Here is a 17,788-nt window from a genome sequence, read left to right as displayed (position 1 = left end):
GGATCAGGTCTCCCAGGCCGTGGTCACGAGCCCCACAGTGGTGCCGCCGGGCGTGCGGCCCACGACGTAGCAGCGGATTTCGACCTCGCCCACGCGGAACACGCGCACCTCGGCCAGCGAGTCGCGCAGCGCCTCGCGAAGTGCCTCGTACCGCTCGCGAAGGGCCTGCGCCGCGGGGTCGCCGGGGTCGCTCTCCTCGATGTGGCCCGCGAAGAAGCGGTCGAGCGGCACCTCCTGCACGCGCGCGCCCGGCGCGGCGCCGGCCAGGGCGCGGAACCCCTCCGGCGTCAGCGCCTGCGCGGCGCCGAGCTCCACCCATTCGAACGGCGCGTCGCCCTCACTGGTGTAGACCAGCCCCTCCGCGGCGCGCTCCAGGCGGACGCGGGTCGAGTCCGTCAACGCGCTTCCCAATACGTCTCGACGGCGTCGGCCAGCAGGGGGAGGAAGTCGTAGCCCGTGCGGCTCTCGATGGCGTCCACCGTGGTGCGGTACGACTCCCACGAGTGGGTTGAGATGCCGGTGGTGTTGGGCATGTCGATGGCGATCACCTGGATGCTCCCCGTGGTGGTAGCCTGCGACAGTCCCTGACCGTACGGCATCAGCAGCGCGATCTTGTAGTTGCGCGTGGCGATGGCCACCTTCCCCGCCCCCAGCAGCGTGCCGCTGTACGAATAGCCGCCCGCCATGACGTAGATCTCCTTGTCGTACGTCTGCGCCTGCGTCTGCAGATATTGCTCGAACTTGTACCATGGCCCGCCGTTCAGGTCCTGGTACTGCGGCAGGATGTTGGTCATCAGAAAGGTCTGCTTGTTGTGCTCGCTGGACCACGTCCGCTCCTCGCTGCGCACCATGTGGCCGCGGCTGTAGCCGGAGTTGGTGTAGTCCGAGGTGGTCACGCGGTAGCACCCGCTGGGGAGCGTCGCGTCCGTGTAGAAGCTGGTGGCGCGCGGCGCGTCGCCGTAGTGCGTCTTGTTGAGGTTCCACGACACCCAGTTGGGCCCGCCGCGCGTGCAGTTGTACGAGATGTAATGCGTGTTCTTGGAGAGCCGCACGTCGCTCGAAGCCGTCCCGATGGGCGCGCCGAACTCGATGTGGCTCCTGTAGATGGCGCTGGGGTAGGTGTAGAAGCGGGGTTCCTGCGGGGTCGGGGAGGTCGCGGTGGGGGCGTCGGCGGAGCAGGCGGCCAGCAGCGCGGCGGCTACGGCGCCGAGTGCCACGCGTGCGCGCGCGGCGATGCGGGGAAACGGCATGCGCGTTCCATCCTTGTACGAGGGATTTTGACCTTCCCGGCGGGACTCTTTTGAACCTGCAATGTAGATGCCCGCTTTTGCGCACGCCGAGTCGATCTTCCTGGCCTGCGTGTAACTGCGCAGGAGGGAGGGACGACCTACAACAGGCGCCGTTCGCTGCCGGCGGAGTGATCGTAGGTTAGGTAGAGGGCGCGAGCGGGTCGAGCAGGGACAGGTCCGTGATCCAGCGGAAATCGTCGGTGTTGCGGGTCACCAGCGTACGTCGGTGTTGGAGCGCAGTCGCGGCGACAATGCTGTCTCCGAGGCTCATCTTCCGCTGCTGGCGGAGCCGAATCGCCTCCTGAACGACAGAGTCGGTGAGCGGCAGGATTTCGGCCGCGCGAAAGAAGCTCTCAAACAAGGCGCGGTCGTCCGGGTGCAGTCGATGGAATCCGAGCACCTCGATCAAGCTGATGACGGAGACAGCGGGGCTGCGCTCCAGTGTGAAAACTCGTAGAGCCGCGTGCTGAGGCTGCGCCGCGTAGATGATGATGTTGCTGTCGAGCAGCATCAGTCTTCGCGTCCCGGGAGGCTACGGTCCTGGCGAAGCTCCCGCTCCCAAGCCATGGCATCGATGCTGGAGAGTCGGCCAGCCGCCGCGATGGATTCGAGTGCGGCAGCCATCTCCCGGCCGCGGCGGCCGGGGTCGACAACTTCGTCCTCGAGCAGCGTGATATGGACTGGAGTTGGACGTACGGGTTGGGGGGGCGGGTCGATCCACTCGACCTGATTCCCACTCAGTACCGCTTTGTAAGTTCGAAGCATGGCAAAACTCCTCTGTGGAAGGGGGGTGCCTGAAATATAACTTGCGAGTGTGCCGCGTGTCGTCTGCAGCGATTCGCAGGTTCCAGACCGGCGGCACCCCCCTTGCGCGGCTCGCTCACCCGGTCAGCTGAAGCTACTCTGGATAACGGGATCTGCGATGCGCAAGCGAATGATGGGGATCGTGCTGGCCGCGGCGGCGCTGGCGGCGTGCGGGGGCGATGCGGGGCAGGGGGGCGCGGCGGGTGATGCGGCGGTGGTGGACAGCGGGATGGCGCCGACGCCCGCGCTGGATTCCGTCGGCACCACCACCAACTCGGATCCGGGGCGGAGCGACTGACCATGAGCCCCGGCGACGACTCCGGCTTCGAATCCGACGAGACGGAGGTGGACCGCCTCCTCCGGGAGATCCATTCCGGAGTCGAGGTGCCCGTGCTCCTCCCCATCGTGCGCGGCGCTCTGGACGCCATGGAGTGGAGCTACACCGAGCCGGATGGCGACGGGCTGGTGTGCGAGATGGCGGGCGAGCACACCGTCTACAGCTTCCTCTTCCGTGTGGACGAGAAGCTGGAAATCGTGTGCTGCTACGCGCGCGTGGGCTTCCGCGTGCCGGCTGAGAAGCGCCTGCAGGTGTGCGAAGCGCTCACCCGCGCCAACTACGGCCTGCGCGTGGGCAACTTCGAGATGGACATGGAGGACGGCGAGATCCGCTACAAGGCCAGCGTGGACATGGAGGGCGGCGTGCTGGGCGAGACGATGGTGCAGAACCTGGTGCGCGCCAGCGTCGCCGGCTTCGACCGCTACTATCCCGCCGTGATGCGCGTGGTGTACGCCGGCACCTCCCCCGCCGAAGCCGTCGCGGAGGCCGAGCGCTGACGTGCCTCACGCAGAGGCGCAGAGACGCAGGAGAGAACTGCAACTGCATGGCTCACACAGAGACACAGAGAGAACCGCAAGCGGTTTTCTCTGTGGCTTTCAGTTCCTTCTGTAGCCTCCGTGTGAAGCTTTTCTCTGTTGTGCTCTCCCTGCGTCTCTGCGCCTCTGCGTGAGACAAGCCGGTCAGGAATGCACACCGGCTTTCTCTAAACAGTATCAGGCCGGATCGAGCATCCTCACCGGGATGGAGGATTTACCGGTGGCGCCGTTCCCAAGCTGGCCATTGATCCCGTGGCCCCAGCAGAACGCGGCGCTGTTGGACGTCACGCCGCAGGTAAATCCGTAGCCGGCGGTGAGCTGCGTGAAGGTGAGGCCGCCCGCCACCGCCGCCGGCTCCGCGACCATACCGGCCCCCGAGGTGCCGTTCCCCACCTGGCCCCAGTAATTGGATCCCCAGCAGTAGGCCCGCCCCGCGGCGGTGAGGCCGCACGCGTGGTCGTCCCCCACCGTGATCGAGCGGAAGGTCAGCCCCCCGGGCACGGGAGCGGGTGGCGCCGGGGAGATGACGCCCCCCGGCGCGCGAAGGGCTCCCCAGCAGTACGCCGTGCCCCCGGCATCCAGCCCACAGCTGCTGTTGCCCCCGGCGCTGACGGACGCAAAGGTGTGCCCCCCCGCTACCGCCACCGGAGTGGCGCTGGGGGCGTAGGAGCTGTTCCCCAGCTGCGAGGCGGAGTTGCTCCCCCAGCAGAAGGCGGCACCCGCCGTGTTGAGGCCGCAGGCGTGCGCCTGCCCGGCGGAGACGTCTTTCCAGCGATGGCCTCCCGCCACGGCTACCGGCACGGCTGACCCCATCCCCGCGCCCGTGGTCCCGTTGCCGAGCTGGCCCGCTGAACCCTCTCCCCAGCAGTACGCGTCACCTTCCACGGTCGTCCCACACGCGAACGGGGTGCCGCCCAGGGAGAGCCGCGCGAAGCGGTGGCCGCCCGCGACCGGCGCCGGCTGGCTCCCCCAGCAGAACGCCGCTCCGTCACCACCGATCCCACAGTTGAATTGCTTGCCCGAGAAAACCCGTGCGAACGAAGGCGTGCCGGCCACCGCCTCCGGCACCGGGCGAATGCCGCGCGCGTCATACGTTCCCCAGCAGTACGTCCGGCCCGCGGTCGTGAGGCCGCACGCGGCCTGATTTCCCGCCGACAGCGACGCCCACGCACCCGGCGTGCTGGACGGAAGGGTGCGCAGCGCATCCACCACGTAGGAGTTCCTGGACCCCGCGGAGTTGTAGGCGTTGACCTTCACCTGGTTCGTTCCCAGGCGAAGGGGCGCCGTGAATTCGAAGGTGGCCGTCGGTCCGCCGGCTCCCGGGAGCTCCTGCTCGGGGCCGTCGTTCACCTGCCAGGTGAGGCGGGCGACCTTCTGCCCGTGGTCGCCGCTCCCGGTGATGCGCAGCTCGCTCTCCGGGCCCATTGGCACGGTGCCGAATCCCGGCGAAGTGACGTTCACCCGGGGCAGCTCGTTCCACCTGAAGCGGATCGTCCTCACCGTGCGGTTGCCGGCCATGTCGTACGTGTACACCTCCAGGACGTTCTCGCCCGGGAGGAGGTTCGCCAGCCGCGAGGTGTAGCAGACGAAGTTGCACGCGGAGGGCCCATAGCCGAGCCGTACCAACGCCCCGCCGTTGAGGCTGTAGCCGACCGCGTAGGAGTTCTTGGTGCCAGAGAGGCTGACCCCCACGGTGGACGTGTAGCTGTACGTCGCCCCATCGACCGGAAAGCTGACGTCCGCCGGAGGTGGCCCCACGGTGACGATCGTCATCACGAGGGGCGCGCTGCTCCCGCGGTTGCCGGCCGCGTCGTAGGCGTGCACCACCACCGTGTTGTCCCCATTCAGGGGCAGCTCCACATCCGCCAGGAAGCTCACCGATTTGCCTGGCTGTATGCTGAGCGGCTGCTCCGCCCCGCCGTTCACCTGCACCGTGGCGCGGGTGACCTGCTGGTCGTCGGTCAGCGTTCCGCCCACCGTGCCGCGGCCGGTGTTGTGATAACGCCAGTTCGGGGCGAACTGCACCGCCGGCTCCGGCATCACGACGGCGGGTGCCGTGGTGTCGGTGACTTCGGGCCCCGCGGGGCCGCCATCTTTGCAGCCGGCCAGGAGTGCCGCCACGGCGAGCGCGGCGAAGCCGATACGGATCATGCGTTTTCGGGAGATGCGGGTGATTCGCTGCCGCGAGCGGGGGCGGGGCGGAAGAAGAACGCGCTACGATGTGCGTGTGTGACGATCCGGAACATTCGTTGTCCCGTGAATATCGCTTGCGAGTGCCCGCGTCGCCACCCTGCGCCGGCTAGAAATCCGCGGTCGCGAACGAATAGGCCAGGAAGCCAAAGAACCCAAGCCCCGCCAGCGTGCCGGTGATCCCCCCCGTCTTCGCCGCCCTGACGCGCCGTCTCACCAGGCGCTGCGCATACGCCGCGCGGTACGCCTCCTGGTACTCGATCGGTTCGTCCGCCACGCGCCACTGGATGGAGTCCGGGAGCGTCCTCACCGGCTGCCCCGCCTGATCGAACGTCGCGAACACGAGCACGCCTCCCGCGGCCGCGGCCGTAGCCGTTTCCCTGTTCGGAAACAGGGCGGCGACCGGCGCCATGAGGCCGAGGGCGGCCCCGCCCAGGAAGCTGGCGCCGAAGTACCCCCCCACGAACGGGTCTCGCGCGTCCCGGTCCGCATCGGCGCGGGCCGCCTGGAGCAGCGAGTCCGCGGGCGCCGCGGAGGAGGTCTGGGCGCGCGCCGGGGCGCAGAGAACCATGCAGGCGACGAGCGCCAGGATCAGCGAGCGGAGCATTCTGCGTTCTTGAGTTGAAATTGTTGGCGCGATGGAATGATGACCCTCACAAGTATGCGCCCTCCGGCGCATTGCCGATACGTCGCGACCCACCGCCATCCTGCGGGAGCCGCCCCGCCCCCTCGCACCAATCCGCTCACCGGAGCCTTGCACGGCGCACCACAGAGACACAGAGGAAACGGGCAAGAACACGGAGCCTCTGTGCCCTTGCCGTTCCCCTTCGCGGCTCTGTGTGAAACGGCAGTTCCCCCGCGGTCCTGGATTTGCGACCGCCGCCCGCCGCAACAAGCAAGCATCCACCCGCACAGAACGAGGCGAGCATGTCGGCAGAGAGCAAGGGGAACACCGGGACGGCGGACGTCACCTACAACCTGGTCAGCATCCTCTTCCACGCGCTCCAGGGCGCCGAGACGTACGACCAGTTCGTGCGCGACGCGGAACAGAGCGGCGACGAGGATCTCGCGCAGTTCTTCCGCATGGTCAAGGAAGAGGACGGGCGGCGCGCGGACCAGGCAAAGCAGATCCTCGGACGCCGGCTGCAGCAGAACCAGTAGCCGCACGGACGGAGGCGCGGACCGATCTCCGCGCCTCCGCCACCCGTTTACTCCCTCGCTGCTCTCGCGGCGCGACTGAACCTCCCGGAAGTTGCTCTGGCGCGCGTTGCGTCCGCCTGCCACGCGAGTTGGCCTTAATTGAATTGTGCCGTCCGTTCCCCCGGTTATATTCCCCGGCGTCCGCTGTAAATCCCCGCGAATCAACTGCCTCCTCATGTCCAAGGAAATCGTCCGCGCCGGCGCGCCCGATGAACTGCCAAAGGATCTCCGCGCCTACCTCCCCGCCGTCGTCGCCGGCCTCGCGGAGCTTCCCCTCGTCGGCCTCCTCGCCAAGATCCCGAACGAGGCGTGGAAGCAGTTTTCGGCAGACCGCAGCGAAAAGGAGCAGCGGGCATTGATTGCGCGCCTCTTCGAGATCGGCCAGCAGACGAACGAAGACATCGCCGTCCTTGGCGCCTGGGCGGCCGGCACCTTCGCCCTGCACGCGGAGCTGCTGTCGGTGCTGCGTAGTCGGGGCATGGGCATCGAGGGGGAACAGCTCGGCGCCTTCGCCAGGATGACGGCGCTCGTCGCCTACCGGAGCAGCGTCGCCCGGGAATTCCAGTATGCGGACCACCGCGGGATCGAAGGCGCCACGCGGGCCGCACACGTAACGTCGCTCGAGCTGGACGAGATCTACGTGATGCCGCACCTGGTGGCTGAGCGTGACCGTACCTCGCTCAGGGAAAGAGAGCGCGAGCTCCTCCGCCGGCTCACCCGGGAGGCCGATTTCACCCCACAGGAGCGCGCCCGCGTCGAGGAGGAGTACGCCGTGCTAACCGGCGAGAGGTGGGGCGGGGAGAAGCGCGGCATCGAAGGCAGCCCGCTGGGCGCCGCGCTCCTGGCGGAGCGGCACGCGGTTGTCATCGGGAGCCCGGGGGTGGGCAAGAGCACGCTCTCACGTTACCTCGCGCGGGTCTGCGCGCTGGGGGGCGACGCCGTCCACACACGTCTCGGGTGGAACGAGTCCCCGCTACCCGTGCTGCTCCCTCTCGCGCTTTTCGCGGAGGAACGCCGCCGCCGGCCCGGGTTGGCGCTCCACGATTTTATCGCGCAGCGCATGCGCGAGAGGGGAGGAGGGGCGCTGGTGGAAGCGGTCATGGGCGCACTCGAGGACGGAAGCGCCCTGATCATCCTCGATGGCGTGGACGAAGTCCCGGAGAGCCATGCCCGCGCCGCCGTCGTGCAGGCCGTCGACGACCTGATCGCGGGCCATGGCCAGAACCGCATCATCGTCACGTCACGACCCTTCGGCTACATCCCGGTCCGTGGCGACGTCCCGCATTTCCAGCTGCCGAATTTCACTCCAGACCAGGTCAAGGAGTTCGTCTTCAAGTGGCAGCGCGCGGGCGAGATCAAGCAACATCCCGGCGCTCCGAACTTCCAGAACGCCGAGATGGAGGCCAGGTCGCTGATCGAAGAGCTCAAGCGCAATTCCAAGGTCGCCGAGTTGGCCGCCAACCCCCTGATGCTGGTGATCGTATCGCTGATCCGCTATGAGAAGGCCCGGCTGCCGGAAGAGCGGGTGCAGCTCTACAACCGGGCGGTCAACACCCTTATGGATACCTGGAACCAGTGGAGATCGCTCCCCGGGAAGGACGTCGGTGGCGTGACGTTGCCCCTGGACCGCTTGGTACGGGTCTGGGGAACTATCGCTGAGTGGACGCGGCGAACTAACAACACGGGGATCATGCACCGCACCGAGCTGAAGAACCGGCTCGTCGAGGTGCTTCAGCAGCGGGAATATGACGAAGAGGACGCGGAAGCGACGGCGGAAAGCTACCTGCGGGCCGCCGCGGACCGCGCCGGGGTTCTCGAAGAACGCGGGACCAACATCTTCGCCTTTTGGCATCCCACCTTCGAAGAGTTCCTGGCCGCCGTGGAGCTCGCCACACCCACCGGGGAGGCCGCCCGCAGGCTGGTCCCGCTCGCCGACGACCCCCGCTGGCGCGAGGTGGTGCTCTTGGCGGTCGGCTACGTGGGTGTCGTGCAGCGCGATGGCAAGACGGCGAGCGGCATCGTGGAAGCCCTGATGGACGACAGCCTACCCGTACACGAGCCGCTCACGCACTCTCGCCTGCTGCTAGCGGCAGCTTGCATCGCGGACGACGTCGGAGCGCGGAGGACGACGGCGCAACGCGTGATTCAGCAGTTGGCTGCCGCGGTCCGCACCTACCCGTACCGCCCGCTGATCTCCGCATTCGTCAAGATCGTGCGCTCCCTTCCCCGCGTACGGCCCGAGAAGCCGCTCATCGCCGCGCTCGAGACTCTCACCACCCATCCGAGCTGGGAAATCCGCATGGAGGCTGCGCGACTCCTGGCCAATGCCGCCGCGACGGACCCCGACGGGTTCCGTCTCTGCTCGGCCCTCCTATACGACGCCGACAAGAACGTGCAGTGCCACGCCGCGCTGGGTCTGGCGCGGGCCGGGGTTCACACCGCGGAGAGCTGGGCTGCCCTGCGCACCTTTGCCGATCCGTTTGCGCAGGTAGAGTCCGCCGTCCGCGACTTCCTGGTGGGCGCCGGCGAGGAAACACTGGTCTCGCTAATGCGGTTCTTTGAAGGGCTCGGTGCGCGGAACAGGGCCGATCACCTCGCCCTGGTGCGCGCGGTCGCGGCTGAGGAGCAGGCCGTCCGCACGCTGGCCGGAGCCATGGAGTCCGAAGACCCTTGGCGAGTCGTCCTTGCCGGCAGGCTGCTGCGGGAGGCGGGTTATACCGGCACCGCGTTCACCTGCCGTGTGGTGCCGCTGGCATTCGCGTCCGACCCCGTGATTCGCGGCGAGTCCGCGGATCTGCTCAGGCAGCAGCCCGAGCTTCCCGAAGCCGCGATCAAGGGCCTCGTGGCAGGTCTCGCCACGCCGGATCCGCTCGCGCGGCTTGACCTTGTGGTCCTGCTGCGGCGCCTGGGGTACGCCGGCGGGGAGCTGCAAGACGCACTCGTGCAGCTGCTGGAGAGCTCAGAGCAGGGGGTCTGGACCGAGGCGCGCGGGCTGCTCGCCCAGCTTCCTCGAGCGGAGGGGCTGGTCAGCGCGCTCGTGGAGCGCATGCAGATCGCATCCCCGCGTGCGCGCCTCCGGATCGGAAGCCTGCTGCGGCACTGGGAGTGCGAACCGGATGAACTGGCCCGGGCGATGGCCCCGCTACTCCAGAACGATGACCCCGGCGTCCGGGCCGCGGCGGCGGGCTTTCTGAGAGAACTCCCACACTCCGCCGCGCTGGTCGCCGCAATCGCGGCGCAGGTCGGGACAGAGATCCCTGCCGCACTCCTGCTGATCGCGGAGCTGCTCTGGCAGACGAGCTACCGAGGTGAGGAGGTGGCGATGGCCCTTGCTCCCCTCCTGCTGCACGAGGATCAAACCGTGCGGACGGACGCTTCCCGGCTGCTGGAAAAGCTGCCGGTACCGGCGAGGCTCGGCCAAACCCTCGTCCCGCACCTGGAGTCCGCCACGCCCCTCTCCCGTATCCAGATCGCACGCGTGCTGCGAAGAGCCGGTTATACGGGGCCCGAACTGGTGGAGGCACTGGCTCCGCTGCTGGACCACCCCAGCGACATGATCCCGAACGAGGCTCAACAGCTCCTGTCCGGTCTGCCGCGATCCCAGCCGCTGATCGACCGACTGGTGCCAAGCCTCGCCGTGCGCGACGCCGGTGCGCGGCGTGCCGCTACCCGCCTCCTGTGTGGGATTGGCTACGAGGGGCCCGAGCTCGATTCGGCGCTGGCCGATCTCGCGGAAGGCGGAACCGACGATGCCGATGTCGTTCGCTTCCTGGCGAGGCTCCCCCCGTCGCCTCCGGTCGCGGAAGCGCTCGGGCGGCTTCTCGGGTCGCAGACCCCAGAGGTTCGTGCGGAGGCTGCCCGCGCGCTGGTGAAGATGCCACGCTTCGCCCGGGCCGCGCCTTTGCTGCTCCGTGCCCTGGCGCTTGGTAACGTCGACGTGCGGGCCGATGTGGCGCGGCTGATCTCGGAGACGGATTACACCTGCGAGACCGGTGCTCGGCTGGCCGAGCTCCTCACCGGGGGTGATGCCGGAGTGACCGTTGATGCGGCTCGGCTCCTCCATCAGTTCGGATCTCCGCCGCGACCGCTGATCGACGCGCTGCAGCCACTGCTCGAAGATCCCGAGGCAGAAGCAAGACTGGGTTCCGCCCTTTTGCTGCACGAGCTCGGCTACGATGTGGACGCGCTCGTACCCACCCTGGTAGCCCTGCTCGGGAACGAGAGTGGCGCGATCCACCGCGAAGCATCGAAGCGGCTGGCGGATCTGCCGCCAACACCTTCGCTCATCCGCGCGCTGCTCGGCTGCATCGCGGACAGGGATTCCTCCGCCGCGGGAAGGGCGCTCGCGCTACTGGCGCGAATGCCCTCTGCCCCGGAGTTCGTGGATGCGTGTGCCGAGCTGCTTCGGTCGGAGGACAGCCAGGTTCGGATCCGTGCGGCTACGCTGCTCGCATCGGTAGGATTCGAGGGCGTCGAGCTCTTCCGGCAGATTGGAAGCCTGGTTGGCGATGCCGACCGGACCGTTCGCGCCACGGCGACGAAGCTGATGAGGGATGCCCTGCCGAGGCTGAAAGAGATCCGCGGGAACGCAGGGGCGACGCCGGTTCGGGGGATTAGGGGAGTCCTCACGCGGCTCCAGGCCAGATACCAACGCCCTCAACCCGACGCGTACCAAGCCGCGGTCGACGCCCTGGAGGAGGTCCTGGAGGAAGGCCGGCCGAACGTGCGCATCGAGGCTGCGCGGCTCCTGCGCGAGGCGGACCACCGCAGCCCCGCGTTGGCCAGATCGCTCGTGCCGCTCCTGGAGGAAGCCGACCCGGCGATCCGGTCCTACGCCCTCCGGCTTCTCAGGGAAGCGCCGCGGGGCGAGATACTCCCCGCACTCCTGCCGCTGATCAGAACGCCCAACCACGCCGCGCGGATCGAGATCCTCAAGCTGCTCGGCAGCCTCGACTACCGGGGACCGGACATCGCCGGCGTGCTGCTGGAAACCGTGCGGGATGGCTCCGGCAGCGCAAAGCTGGAGGCCGCCGTTCTCCTTCGCGGTATGGGGCACGATAGCCGGAGCATACCCGCTACGCTCGTGGATCTCCTGGAGGCCCAGGATTTCGCGGTGCGGTCCGCCGCCCTACGGTTCCTCAACCAGCTCCCGCCCGCGGACGTGCCCGCGCCGGAGCTCCTGGCAGCTATCTCACGGATCGACCCGGGGGTGCGGGTTGAAGTAGCCCGTCTGCTGTGCAGCGCCGGACACACCGGCGAAGCGCTCGAACAGGGGCTCGTATCGCTTCTGCCGTCGCGTGATCCGCTCGTGAGCTCCGAGGCCGCCAAACTCCTGGTCTCGCGACCGCCCTCCAGCACCATCCCGGGATTGCTGTCGCCCCTGCTCAGCCATGAGGATCCCTCCGTCCGGCTGACCACGGCCAGGTTGATGAAATGGGCGGGCGACACGGGCGAGGCGGTGAGGACCTCCCTGGTGCGCCTGATGTCGGAAGATGATTCTGAGATCCGCCACGCGGCCGGCGGGGTGTTGGCGTCCATGCTGTCACGGGAGGAATTCTACACGAACGTCGAACCGCTGCTCGACGTGGACGACGACCAGGTCCGGATTCTCGCATGCACTTTCCTGTGCGACACCGGCTGTTCGGGGGAAAGCCTGGACAGCACGCTCGCATCGCTGCTTGGCGCGAACGACTATCTGATCCGTGAGAGCGCCCGTGAGCTGATCGGCGTCACGCCGCAGACCGACGTGCGCGTGAGCAAGATCTTGCAACTGGCCGCGTCCGTGCCTGCACCCCGGGGGTGGACGGTGGACAGTTTTCCCGGTTTATGGGACGCAGCCGGGGGAGCAACGATCGACGTGCTCGCCGCTCAGATCGCCTCCGCCGACGCGGACGTGCGCGTCAGGGCGATCGAGTGGATCAGAAAGGTTCCGAGATCCGGCACCCTCTTCACACGTCTTGCCCCGCTGCTTGGTTCCGCAACCGTCCCGACCCGCGTGGTGACCGCACGGCTGCTCCACGAATTTGGCTGGTTCGACGAACAGCTGGAGCGGACACTGCTGCTCCTCCTCGCCACCGATGACGCGGGCGCACGGGATGCCGCCGCACGGCTCCTGACGACGGTACCCCGCTCGCCCGCACTGCACGCGTCGCTGAGGGAGCTGCTGGGGGCGCGGCAGCCGGAGGTGAGGCTCGCCGCGGCCGGGCTGCTCCTGGAGTTCGGGACTCCGGCCGACCGGCTGGTCCCGGACCTGCTCGCGCTGCTCCGCTGCGATGCCCCTCACGTGCGTCTCGGGGCGAGCCGTCTGCTGATCGGCATCAGACACGTCGACGAGGTGGTCGTCGGCGCGTTGATGGGGTTGTGCGAGGTCGCGGACATGGACTTGCGGTTCGGAGCGCATGAGCTGTTGCAGCAGCTGGAGCCCTCCGAGTCACTGACGGCGGTGCTCGTCGGGTTTCTAGACGGCGGCGACCTGCGGGTGCGGGCGACCGCCGCGGGGCTCCTCCGCGAGTGGAACCAGTCCGACGAGCTCTCGGTGCTCGCGCTCGCCGCACTGCTCAGGGCGGACGATGAGTGGCTTCAGGAGCAGATCACCGACCTCCTAGATGAGTGGGGTCCCTCCGAAGTCCTGGTATCGGCCCTCCTGCCGCTGCTCGACACGGACAACCTCAACGTGCGCCTGAACGCGATGCACCTGCTCAGGCGTCAACGCCAATCTCCAGGCGTACTGAGGGCGATGCTCCGCCTTTCGGGGGCCGACGACTCCCAGGCGGAGCTGATCCTGAGCGGCGCGGGAGACACGCCACTCCTCGGCTCGCCCGAGCGCATCGCGGTCCTGGCCGACCTGGCGCGTTCGCGGGAAACGGACGATCCGCTGCAGCATGCCGCCCGGGCATGGGTGTACGAGTGGCTCATCGACCACACGGAGAACACGGAGTCGCTCCCGCTCGCCGCCTGAGCCCCCGGCCGTTCAGACAAAGGCTCGCCGGCACCGATCCCCACCACGCGCCGTCCGCTCACAAAGAACCAGTCGCCGCACGGAACCGTTCCTGCGCTCCCCCACCCCACCCTCCACCCGGCCCGCCCGTGAAGCTCTGGATCGACGCCGACGCGGCCCCGCGCGACGTCAAGGAGATCGTCTTCCGCGCCGCGCTGCGCCTGAAGCTGGAAACGGTGATGGTGGCCAACCAGCGCCTCCCCGTTCCCCTCGACAACCCGTTCGTCACCGCCGTCCGCGTGGAGGGCGGCCCAGACGTCGCGGACCTCCACATCGCCGAGCACGCCGCCCCCGGCGACGTGGCCGTGACCGCGGACATCCCGCTGGCCTCCGCGCTGGTGGAGAAGCGCGTGGCCGTGATCGACCCGCGCGGCGAGGAGTACACCGCCGACTCCATCGGCGAGCGGCTGGCGGTGCGCGACTTCATGGACGGCCTGCGCGGCGCCGGCGTGGAGACGGGCGGCGCCCGCCCCTACGGCGCCCGCGACAAACAAGCCTTCGCCGCCGCGCTGGATCGCGTGTTGACGAAGGCGATGCGGGGGGTGCGGTAGGGGACTGGAGAGGGTGGAGAACCGGGTGGATCCCGGCGGTTGAAACCGCTGCAACAACCGCGGGAAACCTGCCTTCGCAGGTTCGGGGGGGGTGTGGGTGCGGGGGGCGAACATTGGGCCGGCGGCCGAGAAGCGCGAGATCAGACCCCGAGTCCGCGAAGGCGGACTTTGTGCTGTTGTTGCAGCGAGTTCACTCGCCGGGGGGTCACCCCACCAGCTCGCTCTCCCCCCGCCCCTGCAGGAACGACTGGGCGAACTTGTCGGCGGGGACGGGGCGGCCGATCAGGTAGCCCTGCGCGAAGTCGCATCCCAGGTCGTGCAGGGCGGCGAGCTGCTCGCGGGTCTCCACGCCCTCGGCGACGACGCGCACACCAAGGCTGCGGGCGAGCGCGACGATGGTGCGCACGATCTCCGCGCCCTTGTGCGCGCCGGTGCTGCCGCCGTCGAGGCCCGCCACGAAGGAGCGGTCGATCTTGAGCGCGTCCAGCGGCAGGCGGTGGAGCGAGCTGAGCGACGAGTAGCCCGTGCCGAAGTCGTCCAGGTACACCTGCACGTCGCGCTTCTTGAGGGCGCGCAGCACCACCGCGGCGGCGGCGGGGTCCTGCACAAGCGAGCTCTCGGTGAGCTCCAGCTTGAGGGCGCCCGGCGGAAGACGGTGCTCGCGCAGGGTGGCGGCCACGGCATCCACCAGCCCCGGCTCGCGCAGCTGGCGAGCGGAGAGGTTGACGCTCACCTCCAGCCCCGCGGCCTCCGGAAGCTCGGAGCGCCACCACGCGATCTGCCGCGCGGCCTCGTCCAGCACCCACGCGCCCAGCGCCCCGATCAGCCCCGTGTCCTCGGCCAGCAGGATGAAGCGGTCGGGCGGCACCGGGCCGTGCACCGGATGCTCCCAGCGCGCCAGAGCCTCCGCGCCAACCACGGCACCCGTATCCAACGACACGATGGGCTGGAAGTAGAGGCGCAGCTCCCCACGCTCCAGCGCGGCGCGCAGGTCCGTCTCCAGGCGCAGGCGCTCGACGACGGCGCGGTGCATCGACGCGTCGAAGACGGCCAGGTGGGTGCCGCTGGTCCCCGCCTTGGCGTGGTACATCGCCATGTCGGCGTTCCGCAGCAGCTCGTCCGGCGATTCCCCCGGGCACTCCCCCAGCGCCACGCCGATGCTGGCCGAGGTGTAGGTGCGGTAGCTCCCCAGCTCCAGCGGCGCGGCCAGAACGTCGCGCACCTGTCCCGCCACCGTCAGCGCCTCCTCCTTCCCGGAAACGCGCGGGAGGAAGAGGATGAACTCGTCGCCGCCGAAGCGCGCCACCGTGTCGCCGGGGCGCGCGCAGGCGGCCAGGCGGGCGGAAACCTGGCGCAGGAGCTCGTCGCCGGCGCCGTGGCCCAGCGAGTCGTTGACGTTCTTGAAGCGGTCCAGGTCCAGAAAGAGCACCGCGCACTTCCCCGGCTCCCCCTCCGGAGCCTCCGACGCCTCGTGCATGCGCTCCGCCAGGAGCACGCGGTTGGGGAGGCCGGTGAGCGGATCGTGCAGCGCCAGGTGGCGAAGGCGCTCCTCCAGCAGCTCGCGCTCCGCCTCGGCGCGGGTGCGCTGGGTGACGTCGTCCACCATCGCAACGCAGAAGCGCGGCTGCCCCTCCGCGTCGCGCACCACCGAGGCGGTCAGGCGCACGGTGAGCTCGGTGCCATCCTTTCGGACGTACCGCTTCTCGAGCTGGTAGTGCGCCAGCTCCCCCGCCACCAGCCGGCGGAAGAGGCGGCTGTCGCGCTCCTGGTCGTCCTCGTGGTCGAGCGACGCGAAGGGCAGCTCATTCATCTCCTCCGCGGTGCGCCCCACCATGCGCAGGAATGCCGCGTTGGCGTCGATGAAGCGACCCTTCATGTCCACCACGGCGATCCCCATGGCGGAGCCCTCGAAGACCGCACGGAACCACTCCTCGCGCTGCTGCAGGGTACGCAGCAGCTCGTCGGTCTCGGGCGAGCGAGGGGTGGTGGGCGTTTTCATCGGCACGGGCTGCCGGGAGTGTCGTGGTGCCGCATCGTTCCGTTACAGGTGGATTCCTCGCGGGCTGCCGGGCGGCCCCCCACGGCGCCTCTCCGCACGGTTCACGCCGGTTGCGCGCGGGCGCACTCCGGGGCACACGGATTGCCCACTCTGGATTGTTTCCAAACATCCACCGGGGAGCGTCAAAATGTCGGAGATGGCCGAGGGGACCGACGTGCAGAGCGCGGTATCCGAGCTGCGGCGCAACGCATTTCTGCGGCGCATCGCCGATGTCTCACAGGAGGATCCTCACCGCTGGGTGCCGGTGGGGATCATCGGCGACGAGCTGGGCCTGCCGTACGAGGTGGCGCTCACCATCATCGACGAGCTTCGTGCCGCGGGGCTGATCCAGCGCGGCGGCGGCGGCCGGCTGGAGCCTCCGCACGGCCCGCGCGTCCACATCCTCCCCGAAGGGATCGAGCACCTGCGCGCCCTGGAAGCACGCTAGCCGCTACTGCGCGGCGGGCCCCAGAAAGCGCCGCGCCACGCGCACGTAGCGCAGGTCCTGCTCCTCCTCGGGGAGCGCCTCGGCCTCGCGCAGCAGGCGGCGCACGTGGCGGTGCAGCTTCGGCTCGCCCCAGCGGTACCCCGTAGCCGCCTCGGCGCTGGGGGTGTTGGCGTCGCGCGCCGCCTCCAGCAGCGCCCGCGCCGCCGCCGCGTCGAACCCCGGGTCGTCCCGCGGCGGCAGCATGAAGCGCCCGGGCACCGCATCCCCCGCATCTTCCTTTACGAACGCTCGCGACATCGTCCTCTTCTCCGCTCCGTTCACCCGCCTCCGCGCATCGGACTGCACAAACCCCGCCGAACCGCGAAAAGCATCACACAGAACCCGCTGTTCTATCCCGGCTTGCGCAGACACCACGTGGTCATGGCGCGCAGGTCCTGGACGATCGTGGTCTTGAGGGGGTCCAGCGGGAGGGCGCCGAGCCGGCCGGCGTGATGCGCGAGAAAGGGTGCGTCCACCAGGAAGCGCTCCGAGCCGTCGGGAAGGCCATGGCGGCGCCCCTGGAGCGGCTCCACCCGATCCTCCATCCCGATGCTCGACGCGAGCCGCGCGAAGAAGAGGCCGCCGGGCCGCAGCACCCTCCACATCTCGTAGAGCATCGCCGCGAAGTGCGCCTCGTCATCGGCAAAGTGCAGGACGGCGCTGCTGAGCACGGCATCCATCGAGGCATCGCCAAAGGGCATCGCCTCGACGGTGGCGTGCTGAAAGCGCTCGGGAGGCGCGTGCGGAGCGAGCCGCGCCGCCAGCCGCCGCACCCGCTCGACGGCGTCGGGATCGCGGTCGGTGCCGAAGACTTCGAAGCCGTTCTGGAGGAAGTAGACGAGGTTGCGCCCGGAGCCGCACCCCGCATCGAGCACGGTGCGGGCGCCGTCGAAGCGGCCTTTGAGGAGCTGGTCGAAGAGGTAGATGTCGATCTCGCCGAAGCGAGAGCGCAGCTCGCTCAACGCCGCGGCGACCGGACGGCGGCCTCTTTCAGCATCTGGATGCGCTCCAGGTCCGCGCGGAGCCGCCGGAGGGCCGCCGCCGCATCATCCTTGCCCGGCACCGCCCCGCACACGTTGGGGACGGGGACGATGCGGTCGTCGCCGCCCTTGTACGCCGGCATGGAAGCGACGGGGACCGGCGGCTTGTGCGCCATCCTGTCCCCCGTCACGCACGGAGGTGGGCGGCGCAGCACCACGTGAAGCGGAGCGGGCGCGCCCTTGCGCATCGGTTTCTCCGCCCGCGCCACCCCTACCGCGCACACGATCAGCGCCAGCGTTCCGATCTTGACGATACTTCTGTCGAGCTCGCTCATGTGCGATCCGGGCCAGAGGGGGCAGAGCAGTTCCGCAATCCAGG

Annotated in this window: 15 protein-coding genes; 6 read left to right on the top strand and 9 right to left on the bottom strand. The window is 69.1% G+C overall.

Annotated elements, in window-relative coordinates:
- Window positions 1-3: 3 nt before the first annotated feature.
- The 3 genes from VF584_22750 to VF584_22740 form a co-directional block, all read right to left on the bottom strand.
- Window positions 4-399, bottom strand: a complete 396-nt coding sequence (locus VF584_22750) for a nuclease A inhibitor family protein (GenBank protein ID HEX8213013.1) — start codon at window positions 397-399, stop codon at window positions 4-6.
- Entirely contained in the window at window positions 396-1,250 is an 855-nt protein-coding gene (locus VF584_22745; protein ID HEX8213012.1) for a DNA/RNA non-specific endonuclease, read from the bottom strand. The genes VF584_22750 and VF584_22745 overlap by 4 nt, the downstream gene beginning before the upstream one ends.
- A 178-nt stretch (window positions 1,251-1,428) precedes the next feature.
- Window positions 1,429-1,800 carry a type II toxin-antitoxin system VapC family toxin gene (locus tag VF584_22740; protein HEX8213011.1) on the bottom strand — a complete coding sequence of 124 codons (372 nt, stop codon included), beginning with the start codon at window positions 1,798-1,800 and terminating at the stop codon, window positions 1,429-1,431.
- 411 nt (window positions 1,801-2,211) lie between these two features.
- On the opposite strand from VF584_22740, the gene VF584_22735 reads away from it, so the two are divergent.
- Window positions 2,212-2,391 carry a hypothetical protein gene (locus VF584_22735; protein HEX8213010.1) on the top strand — a complete coding sequence of 60 codons (180 nt, stop codon included), beginning with the start codon at window positions 2,212-2,214 and terminating at the stop codon, window positions 2,389-2,391.
- 2 nt (window positions 2,392-2,393) lie between these two features.
- Window positions 2,394-2,927, top strand: coding sequence for a YbjN domain-containing protein (locus tag VF584_22730; GenBank protein HEX8213009.1), 534 nt, complete (start codon window positions 2,394-2,396; stop codon window positions 2,925-2,927).
- A gap of 216 nt (window positions 2,928-3,143) precedes the next feature.
- On the opposite strand, the gene VF584_22725 is transcribed toward VF584_22730, so the two are convergent.
- Together VF584_22725 and VF584_22720 are read right to left on the bottom strand one after the other, a co-directional pair.
- Window positions 3,144-5,117, bottom strand: coding sequence for a hypothetical protein (locus tag VF584_22725; protein HEX8213008.1), 1,974 nt, complete (start codon window positions 5,115-5,117; stop codon window positions 3,144-3,146).
- Between the two features lie 148 nt (window positions 5,118-5,265).
- Window positions 5,266-5,763 carry a hypothetical protein gene (locus VF584_22720; GenBank protein HEX8213007.1) on the bottom strand — a complete coding sequence of 166 codons (498 nt, stop codon included), beginning with the start codon at window positions 5,761-5,763 and terminating at the stop codon, window positions 5,266-5,268.
- Window positions 5,764-6,083: 320 nt separating this feature from the next.
- Here VF584_22720 and VF584_22715 point away from each other — a divergent pair, with 320 nt between their 5' ends.
- The 3 genes from VF584_22715 to VF584_22705 all read left to right on the top strand — a co-directional run bounded on the left by VF584_22715 (window position 6,084) and on the right by VF584_22705 (window position 13,904).
- The gene (locus tag VF584_22715; GenBank protein HEX8213006.1) at window positions 6,084-6,317 is read left to right on the top strand and encodes a hypothetical protein; all 234 of its coding nucleotides are present in this window, start codon (window positions 6,084-6,086) and stop codon (window positions 6,315-6,317) included.
- 214 nt (window positions 6,318-6,531) lie between these two features.
- On the top strand, window positions 6,532-13,314 hold the full coding sequence (locus VF584_22710) for a HEAT repeat domain-containing protein (GenBank protein ID HEX8213005.1): 6,783 nt from the start codon (window positions 6,532-6,534) through the stop codon (window positions 13,312-13,314).
- Window positions 13,315-13,442: 128 nt separating this feature from the next.
- Complete coding sequence (locus tag VF584_22705; GenBank protein ID HEX8213004.1) at window positions 13,443-13,904, top strand: YaiI/YqxD family protein; 462 nt, start codon at window positions 13,443-13,445, stop codon at window positions 13,902-13,904.
- A gap of 205 nt (window positions 13,905-14,109) precedes the next feature.
- On the opposite strand, the gene VF584_22700 is transcribed toward VF584_22705, so the two are convergent.
- Window positions 14,110-15,903 carry an EAL domain-containing protein gene (locus VF584_22700; protein HEX8213003.1) on the bottom strand — a complete coding sequence of 598 codons (1,794 nt, stop codon included), beginning with the start codon at window positions 15,901-15,903 and terminating at the stop codon, window positions 14,110-14,112.
- 187 nt (window positions 15,904-16,090) lie between these two features.
- Between VF584_22700 and VF584_22695 the strand changes: the two genes are divergently transcribed.
- A complete protein-coding gene (locus tag VF584_22695) occupies window positions 16,091-16,390 on the top strand; it encodes a hypothetical protein (GenBank protein HEX8213002.1) in 300 nt (99 codons plus the stop codon).
- A 3-nt stretch (window positions 16,391-16,393) separates the two neighbouring features.
- Here the strand turns inward: VF584_22695 and VF584_22690 are convergent, their stop codons facing one another.
- The 3 genes from VF584_22690 to VF584_22680 form a co-directional block, all read right to left on the bottom strand.
- Window positions 16,394-16,687, bottom strand: coding sequence for a hypothetical protein (locus tag VF584_22690; GenBank protein ID HEX8213001.1), 294 nt, complete (start codon window positions 16,685-16,687; stop codon window positions 16,394-16,396).
- 92 nt (window positions 16,688-16,779) lie between these two features.
- On the bottom strand, window positions 16,780-17,391 hold the full coding sequence (locus tag VF584_22685; protein HEX8213000.1) for a class I SAM-dependent methyltransferase: 612 nt from the start codon (window positions 17,389-17,391) through the stop codon (window positions 16,780-16,782).
- Window positions 17,388-17,744 carry a hypothetical protein gene (locus VF584_22680; protein HEX8212999.1) on the bottom strand — a complete coding sequence of 119 codons (357 nt, stop codon included), beginning with the start codon at window positions 17,742-17,744 and terminating at the stop codon, window positions 17,388-17,390. The genes VF584_22685 and VF584_22680 overlap by 4 nt, the downstream gene beginning before the upstream one ends.
- Window positions 17,745-17,788 lie beyond the last annotated feature (44 nt).

This window comes from Longimicrobium sp., from assembly GCA_036389135.1.
Taxonomy (GTDB): domain Bacteria; phylum Gemmatimonadota; class Gemmatimonadetes; order Longimicrobiales; family Longimicrobiaceae; genus Longimicrobium.
The sequence above is the reverse complement of the archived record's forward strand: the minus strand, read 5'-3'. Positions and strand labels throughout refer to the sequence as shown.